27 protein-coding genes and 4 pseudogenes are annotated in these 19,042 nt (G+C 59.6%); 20 read left to right on the top strand and 11 right to left on the bottom strand.

Annotation, left to right across the window (positions count from 1 at the left end):
* Positions 1-232: 232 nt before the first annotated feature.
* On the top strand, positions 233-412 hold the full coding sequence (locus X744_RS161190; RefSeq protein ID WP_023758292.1) for a hypothetical protein: 180 nt from the start codon (positions 233-235) through the stop codon (positions 410-412).
* A gap of 9 nt (positions 413-421) precedes the next feature.
* Here the strand turns inward: X744_RS161190 and X744_RS161195 are convergent, their stop codons facing one another.
* Both X744_RS161195 and X744_RS0136245 read right to left on the bottom strand, forming a co-directional pair.
* Positions 422-976: a sigma-70 family RNA polymerase sigma factor gene (locus X744_RS161195; protein ID WP_023758291.1), complete on the bottom strand. Its 555-nt coding sequence runs from the start codon at positions 974-976 to the stop codon at positions 422-424.
* A gap of 206 nt (positions 977-1,182) precedes the next feature.
* A complete protein-coding gene (locus X744_RS0136245; RefSeq protein ID WP_023758290.1) occupies positions 1,183-1,485 on the bottom strand; it encodes a hypothetical protein in 303 nt (100 codons plus the stop codon).
* A gap of 222 nt (positions 1,486-1,707) precedes the next feature.
* On the opposite strand from X744_RS0136245, the gene coxB reads away from it, so the two are divergent.
* The 5 genes from coxB to X744_RS161220 all read left to right on the top strand — a co-directional run bounded on the left by coxB (position 1,708) and on the right by X744_RS161220 (position 7,156).
* The gene (gene coxB / locus X744_RS161200; protein ID WP_084025261.1) at positions 1,708-2,826 is read left to right on the top strand and encodes a cytochrome c oxidase subunit II; all 1,119 of its coding nucleotides are present in this window, start codon (positions 1,708-1,710) and stop codon (positions 2,824-2,826) included.
* Positions 2,823-4,766, top strand: a complete 1,944-nt coding sequence (ctaD, locus tag X744_RS161205; protein ID WP_023758288.1) for a cytochrome c oxidase subunit I — start codon at positions 2,823-2,825, stop codon at positions 4,764-4,766. Before coxB ends, ctaD begins: the two co-directional genes overlap by 4 nt.
* Positions 4,763-5,365 (top strand): cytochrome c oxidase subunit 3, encoded by a 603-nt coding sequence (locus X744_RS161210; protein WP_023758287.1) that lies wholly within the window; start codon positions 4,763-4,765, stop codon positions 5,363-5,365. The genes ctaD and X744_RS161210 overlap by 4 nt, the downstream gene beginning before the upstream one ends.
* 1 nt (position 5,366) lies before the next feature.
* The gene (locus X744_RS161215; protein WP_023758286.1) at positions 5,367-5,708 is read left to right on the top strand and encodes a hypothetical protein; all 342 of its coding nucleotides are present in this window, start codon (positions 5,367-5,369) and stop codon (positions 5,706-5,708) included.
* A 239-nt stretch (positions 5,709-5,947) separates the two neighbouring features.
* The gene (locus tag X744_RS161220; protein WP_348626151.1) at positions 5,948-7,156 is read left to right on the top strand and encodes a cytochrome c; all 1,209 of its coding nucleotides are present in this window, start codon (positions 5,948-5,950) and stop codon (positions 7,154-7,156) included.
* Positions 7,157-7,205: 49 nt separating this feature from the next.
* Here the strand turns inward: X744_RS161220 and X744_RS161225 are convergent, their stop codons facing one another.
* The 4 genes from X744_RS161225 to X744_RS161235 all read right to left on the bottom strand — a co-directional run bounded on the left by X744_RS161225 (position 7,206) and on the right by X744_RS161235 (position 8,927).
* Entirely contained in the window at positions 7,206-7,580 is a 375-nt protein-coding gene (locus X744_RS161225; protein ID WP_023758284.1) for a c-type cytochrome, read from the bottom strand.
* 154 nt (positions 7,581-7,734) lie between these two features.
* Entirely contained in the window at positions 7,735-8,031 is a 297-nt protein-coding gene (locus X744_RS0136240; protein WP_031259823.1) for a hypothetical protein, read from the bottom strand.
* A gap of 230 nt (positions 8,032-8,261) precedes the next feature.
* The gene (locus X744_RS161230; protein WP_245266502.1) at positions 8,262-8,531 is read right to left on the bottom strand and encodes a hypothetical protein; all 270 of its coding nucleotides are present in this window, start codon (positions 8,529-8,531) and stop codon (positions 8,262-8,264) included.
* Positions 8,532-8,561: 30 nt separating this feature from the next.
* Positions 8,562-8,927, bottom strand: a complete 366-nt coding sequence (locus X744_RS161235) for a PRC-barrel domain-containing protein (protein ID WP_023758279.1) — start codon at positions 8,925-8,927, stop codon at positions 8,562-8,564.
* A 764-nt stretch (positions 8,928-9,691) separates the two neighbouring features.
* On the opposite strand from X744_RS161235, the gene X744_RS1000000175940 reads away from it, so the two are divergent.
* From X744_RS1000000175940 to X744_RS161275, 8 genes are all read left to right on the top strand, one after another.
* The gene (locus X744_RS1000000175940; protein ID WP_023758278.1) at positions 9,692-9,820 is read left to right on the top strand and encodes a hypothetical protein; all 129 of its coding nucleotides are present in this window, start codon (positions 9,692-9,694) and stop codon (positions 9,818-9,820) included.
* 406 nt (positions 9,821-10,226) lie between these two features.
* Positions 10,227-10,412, top strand: a complete 186-nt coding sequence (locus X744_RS161240) for a hypothetical protein (RefSeq protein WP_023758277.1) — start codon at positions 10,227-10,229, stop codon at positions 10,410-10,412.
* Positions 10,413-10,991: 579 nt separating this feature from the next.
* Entirely contained in the window at positions 10,992-11,183 is a 192-nt protein-coding gene (locus tag X744_RS161245) for a hypothetical protein (RefSeq protein ID WP_023758276.1), read from the top strand.
* A 55-nt stretch (positions 11,184-11,238) separates the two neighbouring features.
* Positions 11,239-11,433 (top strand): hypothetical protein, encoded by a 195-nt coding sequence (locus tag X744_RS161250; protein WP_023758275.1) that lies wholly within the window; start codon positions 11,239-11,241, stop codon positions 11,431-11,433.
* 112 nt (positions 11,434-11,545) lie between these two features.
* On the top strand, positions 11,546-11,764 hold the full coding sequence (locus X744_RS161255) for a hypothetical protein (protein ID WP_023758274.1): 219 nt from the start codon (positions 11,546-11,548) through the stop codon (positions 11,762-11,764).
* A complete protein-coding gene (locus X744_RS161260) occupies positions 11,764-12,009 on the top strand; it encodes a DUF982 domain-containing protein (RefSeq protein WP_023758273.1) in 246 nt (81 codons plus the stop codon). The genes X744_RS161255 and X744_RS161260 overlap by 1 nt, the downstream gene beginning before the upstream one ends.
* A gap of 520 nt (positions 12,010-12,529) precedes the next feature.
* Positions 12,530-12,751 carry a hypothetical protein gene (locus X744_RS161270; protein ID WP_023758271.1) on the top strand — a complete coding sequence of 74 codons (222 nt, stop codon included), beginning with the start codon at positions 12,530-12,532 and terminating at the stop codon, positions 12,749-12,751.
* Positions 12,751-12,999, top strand: coding sequence for a DUF982 domain-containing protein (locus X744_RS161275; RefSeq protein WP_023758270.1), 249 nt, complete (start codon positions 12,751-12,753; stop codon positions 12,997-12,999). Before X744_RS161270 ends, X744_RS161275 begins: the two co-directional genes overlap by 1 nt.
* Before the next feature lie 946 nt (positions 13,000-13,945).
* On the opposite strand, the pseudogene X744_RS01000000169410 reads toward X744_RS161275, so the two are convergent.
* Both X744_RS01000000169410 and X744_RS1000000170880 read right to left on the bottom strand, forming a co-directional pair.
* A pseudogene (locus X744_RS01000000169410) lies at positions 13,946-14,211 on the bottom strand (hypothetical protein).
* Entirely contained in the window at positions 14,201-14,527 is a 327-nt protein-coding gene (locus tag X744_RS1000000170880) for a hypothetical protein (RefSeq protein WP_245266499.1), read from the bottom strand. The pseudogene X744_RS01000000169410 and the gene X744_RS1000000170880 overlap by 11 nt, the downstream one beginning before the upstream one ends.
* A 65-nt stretch (positions 14,528-14,592) precedes the next feature.
* Here X744_RS1000000170880 and X744_RS161280 point away from each other — a divergent pair, with 65 nt between their 5' ends.
* From X744_RS161280 to X744_RS1000000173475, 3 genes are all read left to right on the top strand, one after another.
* Positions 14,593-14,955, top strand: a complete 363-nt coding sequence (locus X744_RS161280; RefSeq protein WP_023758268.1) for an SRPBCC family protein — start codon at positions 14,593-14,595, stop codon at positions 14,953-14,955.
* Positions 14,956-15,219: 264 nt separating this feature from the next.
* A complete protein-coding gene (locus X744_RS161285) occupies positions 15,220-15,879 on the top strand; it encodes a hypothetical protein (protein ID WP_023758267.1) in 660 nt (219 codons plus the stop codon).
* A gap of 68 nt (positions 15,880-15,947) precedes the next feature.
* Complete coding sequence (locus X744_RS1000000173475; RefSeq protein ID WP_023758266.1) at positions 15,948-16,088, top strand: hypothetical protein; 141 nt, start codon at positions 15,948-15,950, stop codon at positions 16,086-16,088.
* A 95-nt stretch (positions 16,089-16,183) separates the two neighbouring features.
* Here the strand turns inward: X744_RS1000000173475 and X744_RS161290 are convergent, their stop codons facing one another.
* Positions 16,184-16,903 carry a Crp/Fnr family transcriptional regulator gene (locus X744_RS161290; RefSeq protein ID WP_023758265.1) on the bottom strand — a complete coding sequence of 240 codons (720 nt, stop codon included), beginning with the start codon at positions 16,901-16,903 and terminating at the stop codon, positions 16,184-16,186.
* Between the two features lie 74 nt (positions 16,904-16,977).
* Here X744_RS161290 and X744_RS1000000171710 point away from each other — a divergent pair.
* A pseudogene (locus X744_RS1000000171710) lies at positions 16,978-17,191 on the top strand (JAB domain-containing protein); the annotation flags it as partial.
* A gap of 172 nt (positions 17,192-17,363) precedes the next feature.
* On the opposite strand, the gene X744_RS1000000174990 reads toward X744_RS1000000171710, so the two are convergent.
* Positions 17,364-17,522 (bottom strand): hypothetical protein, encoded by a 159-nt coding sequence (locus tag X744_RS1000000174990; protein WP_023758264.1) that lies wholly within the window; start codon positions 17,520-17,522, stop codon positions 17,364-17,366.
* A complete protein-coding gene (locus X744_RS1000000174985; RefSeq protein WP_023758263.1) occupies positions 17,519-17,842 on the bottom strand; it encodes a hypothetical protein in 324 nt (107 codons plus the stop codon). Before X744_RS1000000174985 ends, X744_RS1000000174990 begins: the two co-directional genes overlap by 4 nt.
* Positions 17,843-17,949: 107 nt before the next feature.
* Here X744_RS1000000174985 and X744_RS0136220 point away from each other — a divergent pair.
* Both X744_RS0136220 and X744_RS1000000174980 read left to right on the top strand, forming a co-directional pair.
* A pseudogene (locus X744_RS0136220) lies at positions 17,950-18,504 on the top strand (HupE/UreJ family protein); the annotation flags it as partial.
* Positions 18,505-18,516: 12 nt separating this feature from the next.
* A pseudogene (locus tag X744_RS1000000174980) lies at positions 18,517-18,742 on the top strand (hypothetical protein); the annotation flags it as partial.
* Positions 18,743-19,042 lie beyond the last annotated feature (300 nt).

The following is a 19,042-nucleotide window of genomic DNA, read 5'->3' as shown; positions in this document are numbered from 1 at the left end:
AGTGTCGGGTGATGTGATACCGGCTGAGCCGCGACGTCCAAACTGGCGGACGCTCGGCGCAAAATAGCAGGTCATAAACGAGGCCCGGCGCGTTGATCGGCTCGACGCTGCCCGCAGTTGTGGAAATAATGACCAGGGTTCGTTTTGTTGGCGTAGACGGCCCTGCAGCGTTATTGAACAGTTAGGTTCTGTGCTGGCAACATGACGAGGATAGAACCTGGTAGGGAACACGATGTCTCGCTCGAGCGACGATAACATTGATCCGCAGGTCAGTCTGGTGCTGGACCGGGAAATAGCCTCCTTGCTGGCGGCGATAGAGCAGGAGAAGGTCCCCAATCGGCTGAAAGACCTGGCGGTTCAATTGCAGAACGCGCTCGTCGAAAAGCGTCGGCTGGCGGCAAAGAGGAATTAGCTGCCTCGCCTATCGTGTGCCGAAGCCCAAACGTCCTTCGGACACGTGACCGCGCCTTTCCAGCAGCGTCTGCAGCGAATTTTCCCCAAGACGCTCGAGTACGCCGGCGCGTGCGCGGTTGAGACGGCTTTTAACTGTTCCCACCGCACAGCCGCAGATTTTGGCCGTTTCTTCATAGCTCACGCCGAGAACTCCGATCAGCATCAACACCTCGCGTTGTTGTCTCGGTAGTTGCTGGATGGCGCTATAAACTTCCTTGCGCTGGATCGACCACTCCTGCGCAGCCTCCGAAACGGGAACCAGGGAGGCGCAGTCGAGCAGCCCCGGGCTCTCCCTGTCGGCAGCTTTTATGCGCGTGTAGAAGGTGTTGCGCATGATGGTAAAGAGCCACGACTTCATCCGGGTTCCCGCTTCGAATCTGTCGAGGTTGGCAAGACCCTTGGTCAACGTTTCCTGGACAAGATCATCCGCATCGTCCGGACTGCGGCAGAAGGTACGCGCAAAGGCCCGCAAGGCGGGTATCAGGTCAACGATCGAAACTTGCTCGGTTTCTTGGTTGGCCAAAGCATAGCCCCTGGAGGACAACGGTGCAGCTCCCGGCAGAGATGAATTCTGTGACGCAGACGTAGCTAAATGCGTGAGGGTTTGGATCGTTCCTGACTTCGAGATAATCACTCAAAAATCCCGCATCGGGTCGCCATCTGTAGTGAGAGCGGCGCGCTACCCTGCGCGCGTCGCCGCCTCGGCAAGGTCGCGAAATTCGGAATTTGTCAGGCCGAGCCTCGGCCCGGCAATTCGGTCTGCTGCCTGACCTGCTCCGGCAATTCGTCACGCGCACGCTTCGCTTCGCCGGTGGATTGAGATGCGCCCCGCCCCAATCGATCCTGTCGGTCCAGTTCGTGCTCAACCGTGTGGCGCGAACCCTCCGCCGGGTCCTCTTCGGGATGGTTGTTGGCGGGATCATCAGCTTGCTCTTTGGGCTTTCGTGCCCTGCTTTCGCGGCCTTGGTTGAGGCGATCGTCTTTACCTTGGACGGTCCGGTTTCCGCTGATTGTTTTGCCTGTGTTTTTCATGAGTTCGGTCCTGACGGTTTGCGGCGTGGCGTTTGACGATGCTGATGCCATACCGCGTGCTCGAAGGAACGACAGACCGACCATTTGGTTGCGTCCGCCCAGCGCTTGAGCCGGCAGGCCCTGCTTCCCGCCATGTCACATTCCTTGAACTGAAGGGTTGTTGCCAAGGCATCCTTTTACAACCAATCGCGTTATGGCCTCTGGCATTGATGGTGATTCTTCATGGCAAGGTGCACGAGCCCGGTGGTCCGCCCCAGGAAACGGAGACGACCATCCGTATCGGCTAGCCTTTCGCATCCAGCTCGAAGCTCGTTCGGCAATCACCTTGCAGGCATCGCGAACCCGGCCGGCACCGCCTCAATATTGGCCTTGACGGGATGCAGCGACTGGCAATCCGCGCTCCATGCGCGTGGTTCCAATGCCCGCAGCATTCTTGATCTCATCTGGTCCTTTGGCGCGGTTGCGACGACAACATGGCTGCTTGTCATGGTGACAATGGCAATGGCGCTTTTCCACCGGCGCCGGGCGAGAGCAGGCCATCCGCCGCTGCGTATCGACAACCACCGGGAGCGCCGGTTCGGCCGCGCTGTCGTAGGCGCTACAGCGTCGACCGTGTTAATCTTGGCTGCGCTGACGTTAACGAGCTTCTTCGCGGGCCGATCCGTTGCCTCGCTGAGCGGGACAGCGACGCTCACCGTTCGCATCACCGGACATCAATGGTGGTGGGAGATACGCTATCCCGGCGATAATCCATCGCGGATGATCGTCACGGCCAATGAAATCCATGTCCCTGTCGGCGAGCCCGTCAAGATCAAGCTCGATTCGCCGGACGTCATTCACAGCTTCTGGGTGCCAGCCCTCGGTGGCAAACGGGACCTCATCCCGGGCCGGCCGAGCGAACTCACCCTCATTGCCGATAAGCCCGGCGTCTACCGAGGCCAATGCGCCGAGTTCTGCGGCTACCAGCACGCCCATATGGCCATCACCGTCATCGCGGAAAGCCGCGAGGCGTTCGACATGTGGCGATCGAGGCAAGATGCCGCCGCAGCCGCGCCCGTCGGAGACGAAGAACGCCGCGGCCAGCAAGCCTTTCTTTCCACCGGCTGCGCGCTCTGCCACACTGTAAGGGGCACGCCGGCCAACGGAACCATTGGGCCCGATCTTACTCATCTCGCAAGCCGACGCGCATTGGCCGCCGATACGCTGGCGATGACACCCGGTGCGCTTGCCGCATGGATCGCCGATCCGCAGTCGACGAAACCCGGCGCCAAAATGCCGCGTGTTGCGCTCAGCGCCGACGATCTCAACGCGGTCGCCACCTATCTTGGAAGCCTCGAATGAGCGGCATCGCGGGAAAGGCAGTCGGGCAAAAGCAGGAAAAGGGTCTAAAAGGCATACGCGACACCGGCCTCGAGGAGGCGCGGCTGCACGCCTTTCTGGCGCATGCCTGGCAGACACCGAAAGGTCTGTATGGCTGGCTGGTGACGGTCGACCACAAGCTGATCGGCCGGCGCTATATGGTAACAGCCTTTCTGTTCCTCGTCCTGGCGGGCCTGTCGGCGCTCGCCATGCGGTTTCAGCTCGCAACGCCCGAGGCCGGTCATATCGGCCCCGATTTCTACAACCAGCTCTTCACCATGCACGGCACGACGATGATGTTTTTGTTCGCCGTGCCGATAATGGAGGCGTTCGCGATCTACCTTGTGCCGCTGATGATCGGCACCCGCAACGTCGCGTTCCCGCGGCTCAACGCCTTCAGCTATTGGGTCTATCTTTCGGGTGGCCTGATGATCTGGATCGCCTTCGCATTCGACACGGGGGCGGATGCCGGCTGGTTCTCCTACGTGCCGGTCGCCGGGCCCGAATATGGAATCGGCAAGCGCCCCGACTTCTGGGCGCAGATGGTGACCTACACGGAAGTGTCGGCACTGGCGGTTGCCGTCGAGATCATCGCGACGGTTTTCAAGCAACGCGCACCGGGCATGACGCTCGATCGTATCCCGCTCTATGTCTGGTCGGTCCTGATTATGGCGTTCGTCATACTGTTCGCCATGCCCGCGGTGATGGTGTCAAGCACGATGCTGATCCTCGACCGGCTGGTCGGCACCAAATTTTTCGATCCCGCAGCCGGAGGCGATGTGCTGCTGTGGCAACACCTCTTCTGGTTCTTTGGACATCCTGAGGTCTACATCATCTTCATTCCGGCAACCGGCTTCGTCTCCGCGATCCTGCCCACCTTCGTCCGCCGACCGGTGTTCGGCTATCTTGGGATCGTGCTGTCACTGATAGCTATTGGCTTGCTTTCCTTTGGGCTGTGGGTGCATCACATGTTCGCCACCGGCCTGCCGCAGCTCGGCGAGAGCTTCTTCACCGCCTCCTCGATGATGATCGCCATTCCGAGCGGCATCCAGATATTCTGCTGGATTGCGGCGATCTGGGGCGGCCGGCCGATCTTCGCCACGCCCATGCTTTTCGTACTCGGCTTTATCTTCACCTTCGTGATCGGCGGCCTGACCGGGGTCATGGTCGCCTCGGTGCCGCTCGACCTGCAGGTGCACGATACCTATTTCGTGGTCGCGCATCTCCACTATGTGCTGATCGGCGGCGCCGTCTTCCCTTTGCTCGGCGCCGTCTATTACTGGTTTCCCAAGATCACCGGTCGCATGCTGTCCGAGAGGCTCGGCCGCTGGAATTTCTGGCTGGTCTTCATCGGTTTCAATCTCACTTTCTTTCCCATGCACATTCTCGGCCTGCAGGGCATGCCGCGCCGCGTCTACACTTATCCGCCGGCAAGCGGCTGGGGCGAGATGAACCTGTTCGTCAGCGTCTCGTCGCTGGTGGTGTTCGCCGGCTTTGCGCTTTTTTTCCTGAACGTCCTGCTCAGCCTTCGCGGCGGCAGCATTGCCGGAGACAATCCCTGGGGGGCGAGCACGCTGGAATGGGCGACGACGTCGCCGCCGCCTTCCTACGACTTTTCGCGCCTGCCCGTCGTAAGGCATAGGGAGCCGCTCTGGGATGAGCCCGACACGCTTCCGGTCGTCGAGGGCTTGCGCGTCGATGCCCGCGAAGTGCTTGCCAGCACGGTCGCCGACGCGGTGCCGCAACTGCGCCAGCCATCGGCCGGCAATTCGATCTGGCCGCTGCTTTCGGCCATCGCGGTGGGCGGCGCGTTTCTCGGTTCGATCTACACGCCATGGGCCGTGGTGTGGGGTGCAATACCGGTCTCGATCAGCTTTATCTGCTGGTTCTGGCCGAAAGGCGAGCCGGAGGACGAGGAATGAGACACCGCCCGGTCGCCGACGTCAGCCATCTGCCGACATATGATTTCGGCGCCGCAAGCCCCATGTGGTGGGGAACCCTTGCCTTCATCGCTCTGGAAGCAACCGGTTTTGCCTTGGCGATCGGTACCTATTTCTATCTGGCCGTGCTGGCCAAGCATTGGCCGATTGGCGCGCCGGCGCCCGATCTTTTGCCAGGCACGACGATATTGATCATGCTGCTTGCGAGCGTCGTCCCCAACCATCTGGTGGAGCTTTGGGCGCGGCGGCAGGATCTCACCAAGGTCCGCATTGGCATTGTGATCATGTCGATTGCCGGAATTCTTCCCCTGATCGTTCGCATCTGGGAATTTCCTGCGCTCCGGATCTCCTGGGACCAGAATGCCTACGGGTCGATTGTCTGGTTCCTGCTCGGTCTTCACACCTCACATCTTCTTACCGATGTCATGGACACAATCGTGCTTGCGGTTCTCATGTTCACGCAAAAAGGCAAGGCCGGACGCCGTCTCAGCGACGTGTCGGACAACGCCTTCTACTGGGACTTCGTGGTCGTCTCGTGGGTCGTGCTCTATCTCATCATCTATTGGGTTCCGAGGATCTAAGATGCAGGCGATCCGCACCGGTATTTCCTGGGCAGGCCTGGCGGCCGGACCAACCGCGTGGGCGGTATCGCTGCAGCTCGATTATGCGATTGCGTACTGGCAATGCCACACCGGCTTTCGCCCCACCGCCTTGTTCTCCCTGATCGGTGTCGCCGTCGCGACGGCGGGCGTCCTGTTGTCGTGGCGCGCCGCCCATGACCGCAGGCACGGCACGAGCCCGCCCCTGAAGGCACGCACGCGTGCGTTTCTAGCCAGAACTTCGGTCGGCATCGGAACGCTGTTCATGCTCATCATGCTGGCGCAAATGGCGGCCGGACTGATCTTCACCGGGTGCGAATTGTGACCATGCGCAAGAGCTTGCGGTCGGCTATCTGTTGTCGGAAGGCTTCGCTTCGGCTTATCGCAATCCCTGCACCCTTGGGCCTCGTCTTTCAGATCATCACGGTCGCCTTGACATTGTTGGCTCCGTGCACACAGCTGCGGGCGGATGAAATCCAGAAAGGCGAGTATCTCGCCCGTGCCGCCGATTGCGTCGGCTGCCACACGTCCAACCCGAGCCGCCCGTTCGCCGGAGGCTACCGCGTGCCAACCCCCTTCGGCGATGTCTATTCGACCAACATCACACCGGACCTCGATACTGGCATCGGGCGCTATTCCGCCGACGAGTTCGTGCGGGCGGTTCGGGAAGGCGTCAGGCGCGACGGGGCCGATCTTTACCCGGCCATGCCCTTTGACAGCTTTGCCAGAATGACCCGCGAGGACGTGCTGGCGATCCGCGCCTATCTGCTCACGCAAGTGCCGATCGCCCAGCCCCGACCGAGCAATATCCTTCCCTTTCCATTCAACCAGCGTTGGGCGCTCGGGCTGTGGAAACTTGCGAATGTCCATGTCGGCGGCTTCGCACCGGATCGGAGCCGAACCGGAGCTTGGAACAGGGGCAGCTACCTGGTCGAGGTCCTTGGCCACTGCGGCGCCTGTCACACACCGAGGAACACCACATTCGGCATGGATGAAGATCGCAAGCTTGCCGGCGGCACCGCTGGCATCTGGCAGGCTTTTAACATCACCAATGACAAGATCGCGGGCATAGGCAGCTGGAGCGACGACGAACTGTTTCGATTTCTCAAGACTGGCGCCGTGCCTGCGAAAGCCTATGCAGGCGGTCCGATGGCCGAAACAGTCATGAACAGTCTGCAACACCTCTCGGATGACGATATTCGAGCCATGGTCACCTATCTAAGGGATGTGCCTGCCCAATCAGGCGAGGAGAAGCGGCCGCGTTTCGCATGGAGCAATCCGCCTGTTGCCACGGCCAATGACTCATCGAGGACCACGGCGCAGGGCAGCGGCAACTCGGCAGGCGCCGATCTTTATCGGTCGCTCTGCGCGGGATGCCACGGGGGGAATGGAGAGGGATCGGCGGACGGCTCCTATCCGTCGCTCACCCGCAACAGTGTGCTCGGCGCCGCTGCTCCCGAGAACGTCGTCATGACGATCCTAGCCGGCGTCAGGGCGGGCGACGTGGCCGGCCGCAAATCGATGGCGGCCTTTGGCGACTGGCTGGATGACAGCCAGGTGACGAGCCTTGCCAATTATGTGACCGCGCGGTTCGGAAATCCCGAAGTAAGCGTCACGGCAGCCGACGTGCGCCAGATGCGGGCGGGCTCGACAACAGAACAGACGGTCATGCTGCTGGCAGCACAGGCTCTGGTGGCTGGTGGAGCGGGATTTATGGTCGTTTTGGCGTTCCTGCTCGCAAGGCGCCATGGAGCAATTGCAAGACAAATGTGAAGCGGCCGTCCGTCGGGAATGCGAGCGAGGAATCTGCACCCAGGCCGTTTCACGTTCGTGCGTAGAGATAGGCGGTGATGTCGCGCGCCTCCTGCTCTGACAGGTTGGTGTTGGGCATGGCCGTCCTCGGATCGACGTCCCGCGCTCTGCTGATCCAGCGCATCATTGCATCTGGAGAGGTTCGCAAGACGGTGCCTGCCGCATACGTTCTCTGCGCAACGCCCCGCAAGGAAGGCCCGACCGTGCCTTGAGCACCGGGGACACCAGGAATTTCGTGGCATCCGCCGCAGCCATTGCGGATCATCGCCGGAATGCCGCGCTCGGCGTCGCCGCCGACCGCCTGCATGATCGTAGTCTCGCGCAGGCTCTCGCGGTGGTTTGCCTGGACGAACCAGACCGCCAAGCCGAGGCCGACGGCCGCCAATATGCCCTCGGCCCATAAGAGCCCCGACCTTGCTTGCCGGATGGACGCAGGCTGTCGACCCATGGATCCGCCACCTTCTCTTGCGGCCGTGAACATGCTGCCGGTTGTGCATTCACTGGAAGTGAACAAACCGGCAGCGCTTTCAGGCAGGCGCTTATTTGTTGCAGTTCTGAACGTTCGACGTTGCCGTGCCGCTGGCGGTGTTGTTGTCGACATCGTTGCCCGCCGTGTCCTTGCAGCGATCATTCATGCCGTTTGGGCCCCTCGTCGAATTTGTCGCGTTTGGATCGACAGATGTTGTCGGCGTACCGGAGCCGGTGCCCATGGTGCCGTTGGTGCCGGTCGTGCTGCCCGCCTGGGTCGTGGTGGAACTTGAACCATTCGATTGCGCCATGGCCGAGGTAGCCAAGGCGATGGTGAGCAGGGACGCGGAGAGGATTTTCGTAATCATGTAAGCCTCCATCGGTTCATGTGCATTGCCACAACCAACGAGCATTTTTCGGAGAGGTTCCCTTGAATTGATTGTCTTCCGTCAGGTTTTTTCACCCCGGATTTCAACTGCCCTGCCGTTGAATTCGATGGTGGTGCACCAAAGGGCTGACCATCAGTCGGCAGGTTCGGCCGCTTCGAATTACGGAGTGTTCGAGACCATCGCCGTTCAGCTTTGCGACTGAGGGAATTCTACGGCTCGTCGATGTCCAGCTTCGAGGGGTTCTGCGAAATGAGACGCTCTTCCTCGTCATCCGGCAGCGCTTCGTCGCTGTTCTGGTACGCGTTATCGTCCTCTTCGTCGGGCAATTCACCACTCTTCTCGGTGGCGTTGCGACTGTCGCCGTCTGGCGGCACACCATCCGGAAGAACCTCGCTGCCTCGGATCGCGTCCCAATCCTGCTTTTCGAGCGCTGGTCCTTTCGGATGTGACGACGGGGGGCGCGCATTCGCGCGCCACATCAGCATACGCCGTAAGGGCTGGCATCAAGATCAGTGCCAGTAGGGTTCGACCCTCCAATATCGATACGAAGCTTCGCGGGCCGGCCTTCCATCGTCGACGGTGAGTTCATCGATCGAGTAGGCGGGCGCGGCCTTGAGCTGATCTGTGCTGAAAGAGACAACGTATCCGCCGCGGTCCGGATCATAATCCAAGAGGGACCATGGCACTGCGTGGTATCTTTCACCGATGCCCAGAAACCCGCCAAAGGAAATCACTGCGAACATGATGCCATTCGCAGTCTTTTCGAGCATCACGTCGTCGATCGTACCAATTTCCTCACCCGCCGTGTTGTAAACAGTTGTGCCAATCACGCGCGAGGCACGGATGGCGTCGGTATGGCCACTCGGAGTTGGCATTTCTTGAGCTCCTCTCTGTCCAAGTCAGATACCCAGATCGGAAGAGCACACGTCTGAACTNCCGTGTTGTAAACAGTTGTGCCAATCACGCGCGAGGCACGGATGGCGTCGGTATGGCCACTCGGAGTTGGCATTTCTTGAGCTCCTCTCTGTCCAAGTCAGATACCCACCAAACGGCCAGTCGGCGCTGGTGTTCCCAAAAAAAAACTGCCGGTGCTCTGTGGTCCGGACTCGACGGAGTGGCCGTCGCACAGCACGTCGTTACACGGCCGCGAAAACTCCACTCGCATTGTTGCACATCGCCGGCTCGGCAACGGAACCGAGCGCTGCAGGCATGCCAACAGCTTCTCCGCCTCGCCGGATTCATGGCCGCGATAGCGCCTGCCGATAACGGAATTCCTGGCGCCTCGGCTGAACAGGCCCGGCGCAGCCGATGACGTGCATAGATAGACCGGGCCATGGCGGTCTCCAAGTGAGCAGCGGGCGTCGATCGGGTCGTGCTGTGGGAATCTTGTCGCCATGAGCGATGAACCGAGGTGACTTGCCGAAGGAACAGCGGTCCCGCGTGCGTCAGCGCGGATCGAAAATCACGTCTGCGAGTTTGACGCATGCGTGAAGCGTGCGCTTTGCCAGACCGAAACAGCCATCGCCTTGGTTTTGCTTGGAACACCACGAGCGCGGTGACGGCATTTGCACGCGGCGAGGGGAACCGGCCTAGACGCTCCACGTTTCGATTAATCGAAGTTCACGGTAGGAATTCTGCAATGGCGGAGAATTTATCTCGCGACGATGAACAGCGCGGCACCAGAAAAGTCCTCAAGTGGGGTGTCGTGATCGCCACCGTGCTTTTTGTCGTGCTGCTGGCGATATTCGTCCTCGGCCCGCGTGTGTAGGCCTTCGAGCGGGTCTGCGGGCATATCGGTTGCGGCAAGCGCGCCCCGTCTGGCACCCTCCCCCGGCCAAGGCAACCCTGCCCGCACCGAAGACGATCGCCACCGTTGAAAGTAGCAGCGCTGGAGGAGAGCCGCTGGATGGCCGACAAGAATGGGGTGCAACAACGCCCGCCGCCCCATTCACGGCAGCGACGGGCCGCCCCAGGATCAAGGGACTTGCAGGAGCGTTGGGGCCCCTGCCGTCAAGGAAACTATCAGGAATGTTCCGGATCTGGCCAGGCGAAGATCAGACCGGCCTTGACGCTGGCACTCCCTACAGTTTGTACGATTTGTACCCAGCCTTGCATGGCCGATTCAGCACTCATATAAATTCGCGATTGTCCTCATATTGCGGGGAGGCAATGCGATGGATAGCGAGATCGGCAAGGGTCGTCCTTGCATCGAAGTGATAGAAGCCTGCGGCGAATGGTTCGTCCGTGTGGTCGAGGAAGATCAGGAACTAACCCAATCATTCGAACTGGAATCGGTCGCCCTCGCCTTCGCCGAAGGCCAGCGGATACGCCTGCATCTAGACAAGTTTGCCCGGCTGTAGGCGTGACCGACCAGCGCATGACCGGCGGGCTAGTTCGTCGGTCAGGCCCGGCGCCTTGTTGGCATTCCTCTGTCAAAAGGTGTCGGGCCGCATGGCCGGGCGGCACGCTCGGATGCAAATTTGGAGTTGGATTTGCGCTAAATCACCACTAGCTAATCTGATCACTTAAGATCATACTGCCGGCAATGATGGATGGCAGGCTACCGCCCACCCCCGCCCAACAGCCTGCCACTTGCCGGCGACGCCGTCCCCAAGACGACCGCCGGCTTTTCATTCCCCCTGTATCGCGGCGGATCTCGGTGATGGCGTTTGGAAGATGTCCTGCTATCCATTCGTCGAGAAAGTTGACTCCGTGCGTGCTTATCGACGCCCCTTCTTAGTCTAAGGCTAAGTTCCTTCCCTAAAATCCTGCACTGACGCATGACGAAGCTTGTGCTCGCAGCGTGTTAGGTCAAGCGGCCTCGCCGCACACGCGTGGAGGAAATGAGGGAGCACGGGGGGTCAGCGCGCGTGCCTGTTATCCGATCACCCGCTCAGAAATTTCTACCAAACAGTCCCGACCTACATTAGACTTCCCTAATGGTATCGATGCGGTACGACCTTAGGAAAGAACACGACGAGTCCTGGACGGTGTTCGACGTCTTCACTGGTCAGCCGGCTGTGTACGAGGGCCACGAAGCCATCGACCTCGACATGGAATATGCCGACGATCTGGTAGATCTTCTGAACGCTGTCGACCTGAAACGCAGGGTTGCCCGAGGTGATCTCTGATGGAACCATACTGTCCCGAACGAGTTTGACGCTCTGGGGTGGAGTAGTCCCAATCATGGCCGAGCGTTATCAATCAGGGCAGATGTCGGCCGCGAACGCTGTTCGGCGGATGATTGCGTCCGATGAGACCCGTCATTACCTCCACAAGGTGTTAGATCTGAAGATCGAGGCGGAACTGCCTGGCGCCATCGGGGCACTGCTTGCTTTGCTTGATCTGAAAGGGCGAGACGAACCGTCCGAAACCCCCTGAGCCCCCGTAAGGTCCATCCCCTCGGTTCGGTACGTTCCGAACATTGATTTATTCGCGGGGGTGGCCCTTAGATAATGCTTGGGTTTTTCTTCCCTGGGGAGGGAGGAGGGCTATGACGGCTCAAGCGTTCCGTCCTACCGCCAAAGAGGCGATAGAGGCAGCTATCCATCACGTCCGATGCGGCAGCATCGTCTCGGTCAAAGAAGCCGTTGCGGCAGTCCGATTATCAAATCCGTATTTGCGAGAGACAGACTGTGAACTGGTCGAAATCATTGTCGACCGGGCCACGCTCCACGGGCAGTTCGTGTGCTTCGATCTTAAAGAGCCCTGATGGCTCGCCATTGGTTCTACTCTCCAGTCCCCGTGAGCTGCGAGCGGGCAGGGATGTGCTACCACGTCAACAACGTGGAACGCGCCGCCGAGGAACTCCTGAAGTGGACCAAGCGTGGCCCTAAATGGAACTATGCGGTGCGCATCTGCATGGCCTGCCTGGCTGATCAGATGCCAACTCAGGAGGCCCGTAAGGCATTCGAGAGTGCTGCCAACGAGGAAGGGATGTTCCTTACTCCTAGCTAGGTGCTCTGGTAATGCCTCGCCTGGCTCTGCGGCGCTTAGAAAGGGCCTGCAATAGGTCCGCTTCGTCTGTGATCCCGTTCTGGAAGACGCTGACGACTTCCTTGGCGAGGGCTTCCATCTGCCTCACGTCTTTCTTGGCGAGGAAGCGCTCCTTGCATAGTTGGTCGAACACTCGCTTTAGCAGGGCCAGATCAGCGGCGTCGAATGCTCCGCCAAAATGTCGCAGTGGCATTTGCCGTCCTTCAAACTTTTTTTGATGCCTGACTTTCTAACAAACGATGGATGATCGCTACTCAGCGTAGGCGCTTCAAACTGAGACGCTAACAACTATGGTACTGGGTTGAGGACACAACTGAGTACCTGTCCCTCTTAGGCCACACCCCAAGAGATCTGCGGAGGGACCGAGAGGGAATGTCGCCAACCCGGTTCCGACCTGTTCTGTACGATTCCGACTCTTGATTTTTCAAGAATGTGCGCCAGAGATTGGCTGTTGACGTTCTGTCTCTGGGAGGAGGATGGGATGGACATGCAAGCACCTGCTTGGCCTGCACAGCGCACGGCCAAGGAGTTCGTTCGCGAAGTGTATCAGGTCGGGAAAATAGTTTCCGTCAAGACAACCATCCGGAGTGTGCGCGAGCGCAGTCCGTACCTTCTTGACATTGAGTGTCAGTTGGTCGCGCTCATTGTGGATTGTGCCACCAAACGGGGGCTGTTCGTTGCGTTCGACGTGCGAGAGCCCTGATGCCCCTTGGCTATTTCCACTCTCCAGTCCCCATTAGGACCATCGGTCCGGGCGATATCCGTTGCGACATCAACCACATTCAGGCGGCCAGGGAACAGCTCCTTCAGTGGCCCAATAGAGGCCCCAAGTGGTATCTGGCGGCAGATGCCTGCTTAGCCGCTATTGACGGCAAGGTGCCCCCGGACGAGGTCCGAAAGGTATTCGTTGAGGCTGCCATGGAGGCAGGTTTCCTGCTTCTCGAGTCGTAGTCCGATCGCACCTATTCACACCCGGTCGGCCGCCCGATAGTGTGAGGGGGAGGAGTGGGGCGATCGGAATGGAGCCCGAGGACGATCTGAAGTCCCGTGTCGAGGCTGCCCTTGTTCGCGGCCACCTCAGCCAATGGCAACGCAAATTCCTCCTCGACATGCGTGAGAGATTGTTGAAGTACGGCCCGCGCACACGACTGAGCGCAAAGCAGTGGGCGAAGCTCTACGAGGTCATCGGACCCGCACCGCCAAGCACCTACGCACCGTCGCAATCGCACCCGAACAAAGTCCCATCGTCGCCGCGTTGGCGCCCACGCCGTTGGCGCGGCCCACTCGCTCGCGAGCGCGGTACTTGGCAGCCAGGTTCGCCAGAACCTTTGGGATCGTTTTGGCACTGGTCGTCGGGTCCCTGATCTACTCGTTGGTCGTCAAAGGCGGGCACGTCACATGGCCAACCATGCCATCCTTCGCGAGAACGGGCACAGGGGATAGAGTGCCACTTGCCAGATCACAGTTCAGCATTACGGACGGGGACACCATTCGGCTCGACGGCAGCTCAAAGGGGACCCGGCTGGTCGGCTTCAATGCCCCTGAGAGCATAGAGCCGAGGTGTGACGCTGAGGGAAACCTTGGGCGTCTGGCGAAGGCGCGCCTTACAGAACTGGTTGCTTCTGCGAAGCTCGAACTAAAGATGGTTCGTTGTTCCTGTACGCCCGGAAGTGAGGGCACTTACGCCTGCAACTACGGGCGAAGTTGCGGCTTTCTCTTCGCTGACGGGCGCGACGTGGGCGCGGTGTTGGTGTCAGAGGGTTTGGCCGTGCCATTTGTCTGCGGTTCGAAGAGTTGCCCGCCGACACCTCGCCCGTGGTGTGGATAAGTCAGCTGCCAGCGTTGATCTACAACGCAGCGGCACCCGGACTGTTCGCCCCTGGGTCAAGCGCAAACTTCACTCCATGTCCGGCACGTCACCGCCTACAAAGAGCGTCGTGGGCTCGCCGTATTCACCAAGCGAAGGTTGGCATCACGCGACCACGCAATGACACCGGCATGTTTAGTCGCCAAGGCCCTTGCGGTCCTTATTGCCCCGTCTTCACCTTACTGCTCGGCTGGCCCAAAGACAGGCTGTAGGTCGCCGGTCTCACCGCGGTCGAACGCGGTGACGACGATTAGCTTCGGCGCCGCCTTTTGCTGAGGCATCAAGTTATCCGACATGGTGGTCTTCCTTCCGCTGGACTAGAAGCCGATGGAAGTTGAGCGGTGCAGGGGGAAGAACCTCGGCCATCTCGAATAGAGGCACCAATGGGAACTCAATTTCGGGGATTTCCTGCTTGGCCTTCAGGTCTGTGATTTCCTCGTCGCGTCGCGCAATTCGGCTTTCCAGATTGGCAATACGCTCCGTCAAGAAATAGCGTCCAACGGTAAATTCTCCGCCACCGAACAGCACGGCAAACGTGGCAAAGGCTGCCGGGTTAGCCACCACCAGCGCGGTGTTACTTCTATCACAGCGATAAGGTCGTGCATCGAGCATCGTCACTCTCAACCGAGCACGGGCGGCGTAGAGTCAGAACTGATTGCCACCCCTCCCGGACGCAGATGGGCAAGTTCGGTGGAGTCGTCAACACCGACCGCCTGGGCCTCAGCCACCGCGATTGCTGCATTACGCCGCCGCCCTATGGCACTGGCACGCGCGTCCGGCGGCACGGTGCCTTTATTGGCCGATCATTTGCATGGGTGACCGAGGTCACCGAGTTCGAACCAGGACGCTTGGTTCGGATGAAGTATGTCTCCGGACCATTTGCCGGCGGAGTGGACTATTCTATCCTGCCGGTTGGCGAGGGATCCGAAGTCGTCATCCGCAACTATGGCAACGCAAACTTCTGGTTCCCATTCATGGCGGCAATGATGAGAGCGTCGGTGCAGGCGGATCTCAGACGGCTCGAGCGCCTGGTGGCGTAAATCGGTCGCGCCAGATGGAGCAATCGGCGCCGCACTAATGTGCCGTCTTTCGGGGACGCCAGTCCCTGACCACGCGCATCGCCCAGCATGCCAGAACTGTTTGCGCCATTCGAGGTCACTGACAAGAGCTCGAGCGATTTTGTCGGACCGCCAAGCACTGCCCGGATAGTGCCGTGCTCACTCACATATGCGGATGAACAGGGGGATAGACTTGACGCCCCCTTCAGCTGCGGCTTTGATCGCTTGAATTTTGGGGGGAAGAATATGGATCGGGCGCTTCCAATAACCGCAGGAACTTGGAAAAAACTCGTCGATTGCAATCGCATTTCAGTTGACGCCGGATGGGCTTCATCTGGAGTTTTCGCGCCGGGCATCGGCCCCGAATACGATCCCGGCAGTAAGCTTGCACTGCTTTATGTTGGCAAGAGCGCAGGGCCGCTTGGCAAGTTGGTTGCCTCCAACCATGATCAGGCGGCAAGTGTTTTCGCGTCCACCAAGTGGATGGTTGAGAGGAGAAACAAATCTGCCTTTTGGCAGATGCTGGATTTGATTGATCCCAGTCGCCGCAAGGTCGCGTGGACGAACATTTGCAAAATGGACGAGATTGGCGGTTCCAGGCCGCCGCCTGCGCATCGGTGGCGCGGGCTTTCGGAACCTCATTTCACGGCATTGAAAGAGGAGATCGCGTCCCTCACCCCACGCGTCATCCTGTTCGCAACTTCTGGATATTGCGGCGACGCGGTTGCTTCCTCGCTGGAGGACCTTGGCTATACAAGAAAGGCACTGAGATTTCGCGATGGCCACACCAAGTTAACTGCCACTTCCGAAGGCGCGTTCGCAATCGAGACGCGCCATCCTCAAGGCTGGCCCACGTCCGAGCGGGACCGTGTGGTCGACTTAACCAGGAAACTCCTGCTTCGCTGATATTGAGCCAGCGTAAATCATCCGAGTTGATCGAGACAATCCCAGCATGTGGAGCGGCTGACGACTGGATGCCGCTTCGCTATTCGGCGGCCGTCCGCGGCGTCGAGACGATCCACCTGCTTTTGGTGACAGGCGCCGATCCGGCGTTCGAAACCCGCATCATAGATCACTGCACGACTACCATCGAGAATGCCCATCGCTGGCTCTGAAGCCGGAGCGCCCGGTCGGAAGCGACGTCGATGTTGGTATCAGCGCAATTGCCTCACGCAATGCGAAAACGTCAGTGTTGATAGGGCGATAGGCATCAGTATTCGATGTAGCCGCTTTCGAATCCAGCGAGCTTCGTCAGGCCTTGTTGGTCTAGCACGCGAACATGGCCTTTGCGGAATTCGAGGACCTTACGCTCGCGCAGTTCCCGCAGCATTCGGTTGACGTGAATTGGCGTGAGGCCGAGAGCGTCCGCCAGATCGTGCTGGGTGAGAGGGCATTCATAGCTGTTACGGGTGACGGAGCCGATTCGTTCGAGACGCGCCCTTAGCTCGAGGAACAGATGCGCCGTACGTGCCAAGGCGCTGCGTCTACCTACATTGGTGAGATGTTGAGCGATAACCGCTGCGCGGTGTACCAGCGTTTCGAGAATAAGGGAGAAAAGATGGGGCGACTTCATCGCAGCTGGGAAAAATGTCTCGGTGGAAGTCACCAAAACCGAGAGCTCGGTTTGAGCCATAAACGTTTCAAGAGCGTTGCCCGGGATTGACTGAGGCAGAATGATATCGCCTCTCAGGGCGAAATCCAGAATTTGTCGCTGCCCGCCCGCGAGTTCATGAGAAATGCAGCCCCAGCCCGACTCGACTATGAATACGCGATCGCAGGCCTCGCCCTGGCCGACGATGACCGTCTCCGCTGGATAGCGCTTCGGCGTGAACCTCAACGCCCTGATAAGCCCCATGTCATCGTTGTTAAGTCCGACGTAGGATGGAATACGTTCGATTCCGAGCAACGACGGCTGTGAAGTGTATGCCATGTACTACCCCCGCCCAAGAGTAACCTCCCAGCTACCTCCCCAAAGGAATGTACATCAAATTTGATGCGGTGAGTAACGCGCTCATCGCCGACGCGCCAGTTGCAGCAGACAGGCACCGTCGATCCCATGCCTGTCTGCCCGCGAGAAGTAGTCAAGCGCGCGCTCGAACTCTCGGCGACCGCCATTATCTTGGTCCACAAGAAGCCCGCGCGATATCCCACTCGCGTGCCCCGCCGCATCCCGGAGTTCGCGCAAGGTCCGCTATTCATAGATTGGGAAAGGAAGTAGTCGCCGTGAGCCTTTCAGTTCATCAAGGGCCGAGCTGGATGGCGGGAAAAGGCATCGGCGCCTGGCATATGCCAGGCTCGTGAACGGGTGATTGGCCTTGGAGCAGCGGACGTCGCCGCTTCTCGCCATCCTCACCTTCGCTACGCTGGGCTTCTAGCTGGTCAGTCCATGTTCAGACGACCAGGACAGGGGCAAAACCGCCGCCGGGTGTGCGGAAATTGGTGGTCTGGCCTTGATAGAGGCGCGCGGCGGCGACCAGCACCTGGCCATCGTAAGCATAAAGCCGCACGTCCATCTTGCGCGGTGTGGGTGCGCCATCGATCTCGATCATGCGCTGCACCGGTGCAGCAAATGCCTGGGCCACATAGCCTCCCCGGGCGATCTCGGCCCAACCCCCTTCGTCACCATGTCGCCTCGATAGACCGCTTTGCTGCCATGACCGGAGAGTGGCTTGAATAACATGTTCTTGCGCGATTGCCACATGGCATCTGCATTGTCGGGCGTGACCAGCGTAGTCCGCGGAATACCATCGAGCCGCGAGCGCATCTCCGGCGAAAGGCCCAATGCTTCCAGCGCCTTTGGATCGGACAGCAATGTCAGATCGCGCTTGCTCGCATAAAGCGCATGGTTGTGCGGATTGGGCGTGACCACGACCGCGCCGTCCTGATAAGCCGCCCTGAGCGCTGCATGCTCCGGCCAATCAAGGGTAAAATCGACCAGGCGGTTGTAGACGAGGTCGATCTCCTGTCCGCCGAGCCTTCATCTATCTCGGCGCCAAGCACATGGTGACTGGATACGACCACATCTGGTTCCTGTTCGGCGTGATCTTCTTCCTCTACCGGATGAAGCACATCGGCATCTATGTCAGCCTGTTTGCGCTCGGCCAATCCACGACCATGCTGCTTGGCGTCTACTTCAACGTCGGCATCAACAGCTACATCGACGCGATCATCGGCCTGTCCGTGGTCTACAAGGCACTCGACAATATGGGCGCATTCCAGCGATGGCTCGGCTTCCAGCCGAATACCAAGGTCGCGACGCCGGTCTTCGGCTTCTTCCACGGATTCGGTCTGTCGACGAAGATAATCGAATACAACATCTCGCCTGACGGCCTTGTGCTGAACCTGCTGGCCTTCAATGTCGATGTCGAGATCGGCCAACTCACGGGCCTCGGCGCCATCTTGATCGTGATGGGCTACTGGCGCCGGACACGCAGCTTCTGGCGCCACGCCTATACCGCAAACGTCATCATGATGACGGCTGGTTTCCTGCTGATCGGATATCAGCTCACCGGCCTGTTCGTCGCAGCATAAGGAACCGCAATCATGTACAACACCGACCTTCCCAGCCGCGCAGATTTGCCAACGTCAGCGCAGCTGAAGCGCTCCACCATGATTGCCGCGCTGACGGCGCTTGCCGTGCTCGTCACGGTCGTCATGCTCCGAGTATGCGATGGATCCGACCGGAGCAGGCAGATTGCTCGGCCTCACCAGAATGGGCGAAATCAAGACACAGCTGGCAGCTGAGGCGGCAGCGGACGAAATGGCCACGGCGAAGGCCCCGGCCGAGCGGATGACGCAAATGGTCCCTCCGGCCGAGTTGATAGCGCGCATGGACCGAATTGAAAATCTCCTCGTTGCCCTGACAGCCGAACAGCCCGAGTCGCAGCCATCCCAACTGGGGAGGCCGTTGCGCAAGATAATGTGACAGCTGGAGAGATCGCTGTGATTTTTCATGGAATGAGGACCCTGTTTGAGGGGTGATTTTCGTCCAAACGGGGGTCTGACTCACATTTGATGATTTTGCATGGCGGCGTGGTGCTGTTTTCTGAGGGGAATCAGCACCATGGTG

Origin of the sequence: Mesorhizobium sp. LNHC252B00 (genome assembly GCF_000502955.1) — a bacterium.
Lineage (GTDB): Bacteria > Pseudomonadota > Alphaproteobacteria > Rhizobiales > Rhizobiaceae > Mesorhizobium.
Note: the sequence above shows the minus strand (reverse complement) of the source record. Positions and strands in the feature narration are given on the sequence as shown.

Excerpts from the sequence above, each read along its gene's own strand:
- X744_RS161210 (WP_023758287.1), top strand. The coding sequence starts at position 4,763 with ATGAGACACCGCCCGGTCGCCGACGTCAGCCATCTGCCGACATATGAT.
- X744_RS161250 (WP_023758275.1), top strand. The coding sequence starts at position 11,239 with ATGGCCGAGCGTTATCAATCAGGGCAGATGTCGGCCGCGAACGCTGTT.
- X744_RS161255 (WP_023758274.1), top strand. The coding sequence starts at position 11,546 with ATGACGGCTCAAGCGTTCCGTCCTACCGCCAAAGAGGCGATAGAGGCA.
- X744_RS161275 (WP_023758270.1), top strand. The coding sequence starts at position 12,751 with ATGCCCCTTGGCTATTTCCACTCTCCAGTCCCCATTAGGACCATCGGT.
- X744_RS0136240 (WP_031259823.1), bottom strand. The coding sequence starts at position 8,031 with ATGATTACGAAAATCCTCTCCGCGTCCCTGCTCACCATCGCCTTGGCT.
- X744_RS1000000174990 (WP_023758264.1), bottom strand. The coding sequence starts at position 17,522 with ATGATCGAGATCGATGGCGCACCCACACCGCGCAAGATGGACGTGCGG.
- X744_RS161240 (WP_023758277.1), top strand. The coding sequence starts at position 10,227 with ATGGATAGCGAGATCGGCAAGGGTCGTCCTTGCATCGAAGTGATAGAA.
- X744_RS161260 (WP_023758273.1), top strand. The coding sequence starts at position 11,764 with ATGGCTCGCCATTGGTTCTACTCTCCAGTCCCCGTGAGCTGCGAGCGG.
- X744_RS161235 (WP_023758279.1), bottom strand. The coding sequence starts at position 8,927 with ATGCCAACTCCGAGTGGCCATACCGACGCCATCCGTGCCTCGCGCGTG.
- X744_RS161280 (WP_023758268.1), top strand. The coding sequence starts at position 14,593 with ATGGGCAAGTTCGGTGGAGTCGTCAACACCGACCGCCTGGGCCTCAGC.
- X744_RS0136245 (WP_023758290.1), bottom strand. The coding sequence starts at position 1,485 with ATGAAAAACACAGGCAAAACAATCAGCGGAAACCGGACCGTCCAAGGT.
- X744_RS1000000175940 (WP_023758278.1), top strand. The coding sequence starts at position 9,692 with ATGGCGGAGAATTTATCTCGCGACGATGAACAGCGCGGCACCAGAAAA.
- X744_RS161190 (WP_023758292.1), top strand. The coding sequence starts at position 233 with ATGTCTCGCTCGAGCGACGATAACATTGATCCGCAGGTCAGTCTGGTG.
- X744_RS161215 (WP_023758286.1), top strand. The coding sequence starts at position 5,367 with ATGCAGGCGATCCGCACCGGTATTTCCTGGGCAGGCCTGGCGGCCGGA.
- X744_RS161245 (WP_023758276.1), top strand. The coding sequence starts at position 10,992 with ATGGTATCGATGCGGTACGACCTTAGGAAAGAACACGACGAGTCCTGG.
- X744_RS1000000173475 (WP_023758266.1), top strand. The coding sequence starts at position 15,948 with ATGCCGCTTCGCTATTCGGCGGCCGTCCGCGGCGTCGAGACGATCCAC.
- X744_RS161285 (WP_023758267.1), top strand. The coding sequence starts at position 15,220 with ATGGATCGGGCGCTTCCAATAACCGCAGGAACTTGGAAAAAACTCGTC.
- X744_RS161290 (WP_023758265.1), bottom strand. The coding sequence starts at position 16,903 with ATGGCATACACTTCACAGCCGTCGTTGCTCGGAATCGAACGTATTCCA.
- X744_RS161270 (WP_023758271.1), top strand. The coding sequence starts at position 12,530 with ATGGACATGCAAGCACCTGCTTGGCCTGCACAGCGCACGGCCAAGGAG.
- ctaD (WP_023758288.1), top strand. The coding sequence starts at position 2,823 with ATGAGCGGCATCGCGGGAAAGGCAGTCGGGCAAAAGCAGGAAAAGGGT.
- X744_RS161230 (WP_245266502.1), bottom strand. The coding sequence starts at position 8,531 with ATGTGGCGCGCGAATGCGCGCCCCCCGTCGTCACATCCGAAAGGACCA.
- X744_RS1000000170880 (WP_245266499.1), bottom strand. The coding sequence starts at position 14,527 with ATGCTCGATGCACGACCTTATCGCTGTGATAGAAGTAACACCGCGCTG.
- coxB (WP_084025261.1), top strand. The coding sequence starts at position 1,708 with ATGGCAAGGTGCACGAGCCCGGTGGTCCGCCCCAGGAAACGGAGACGA.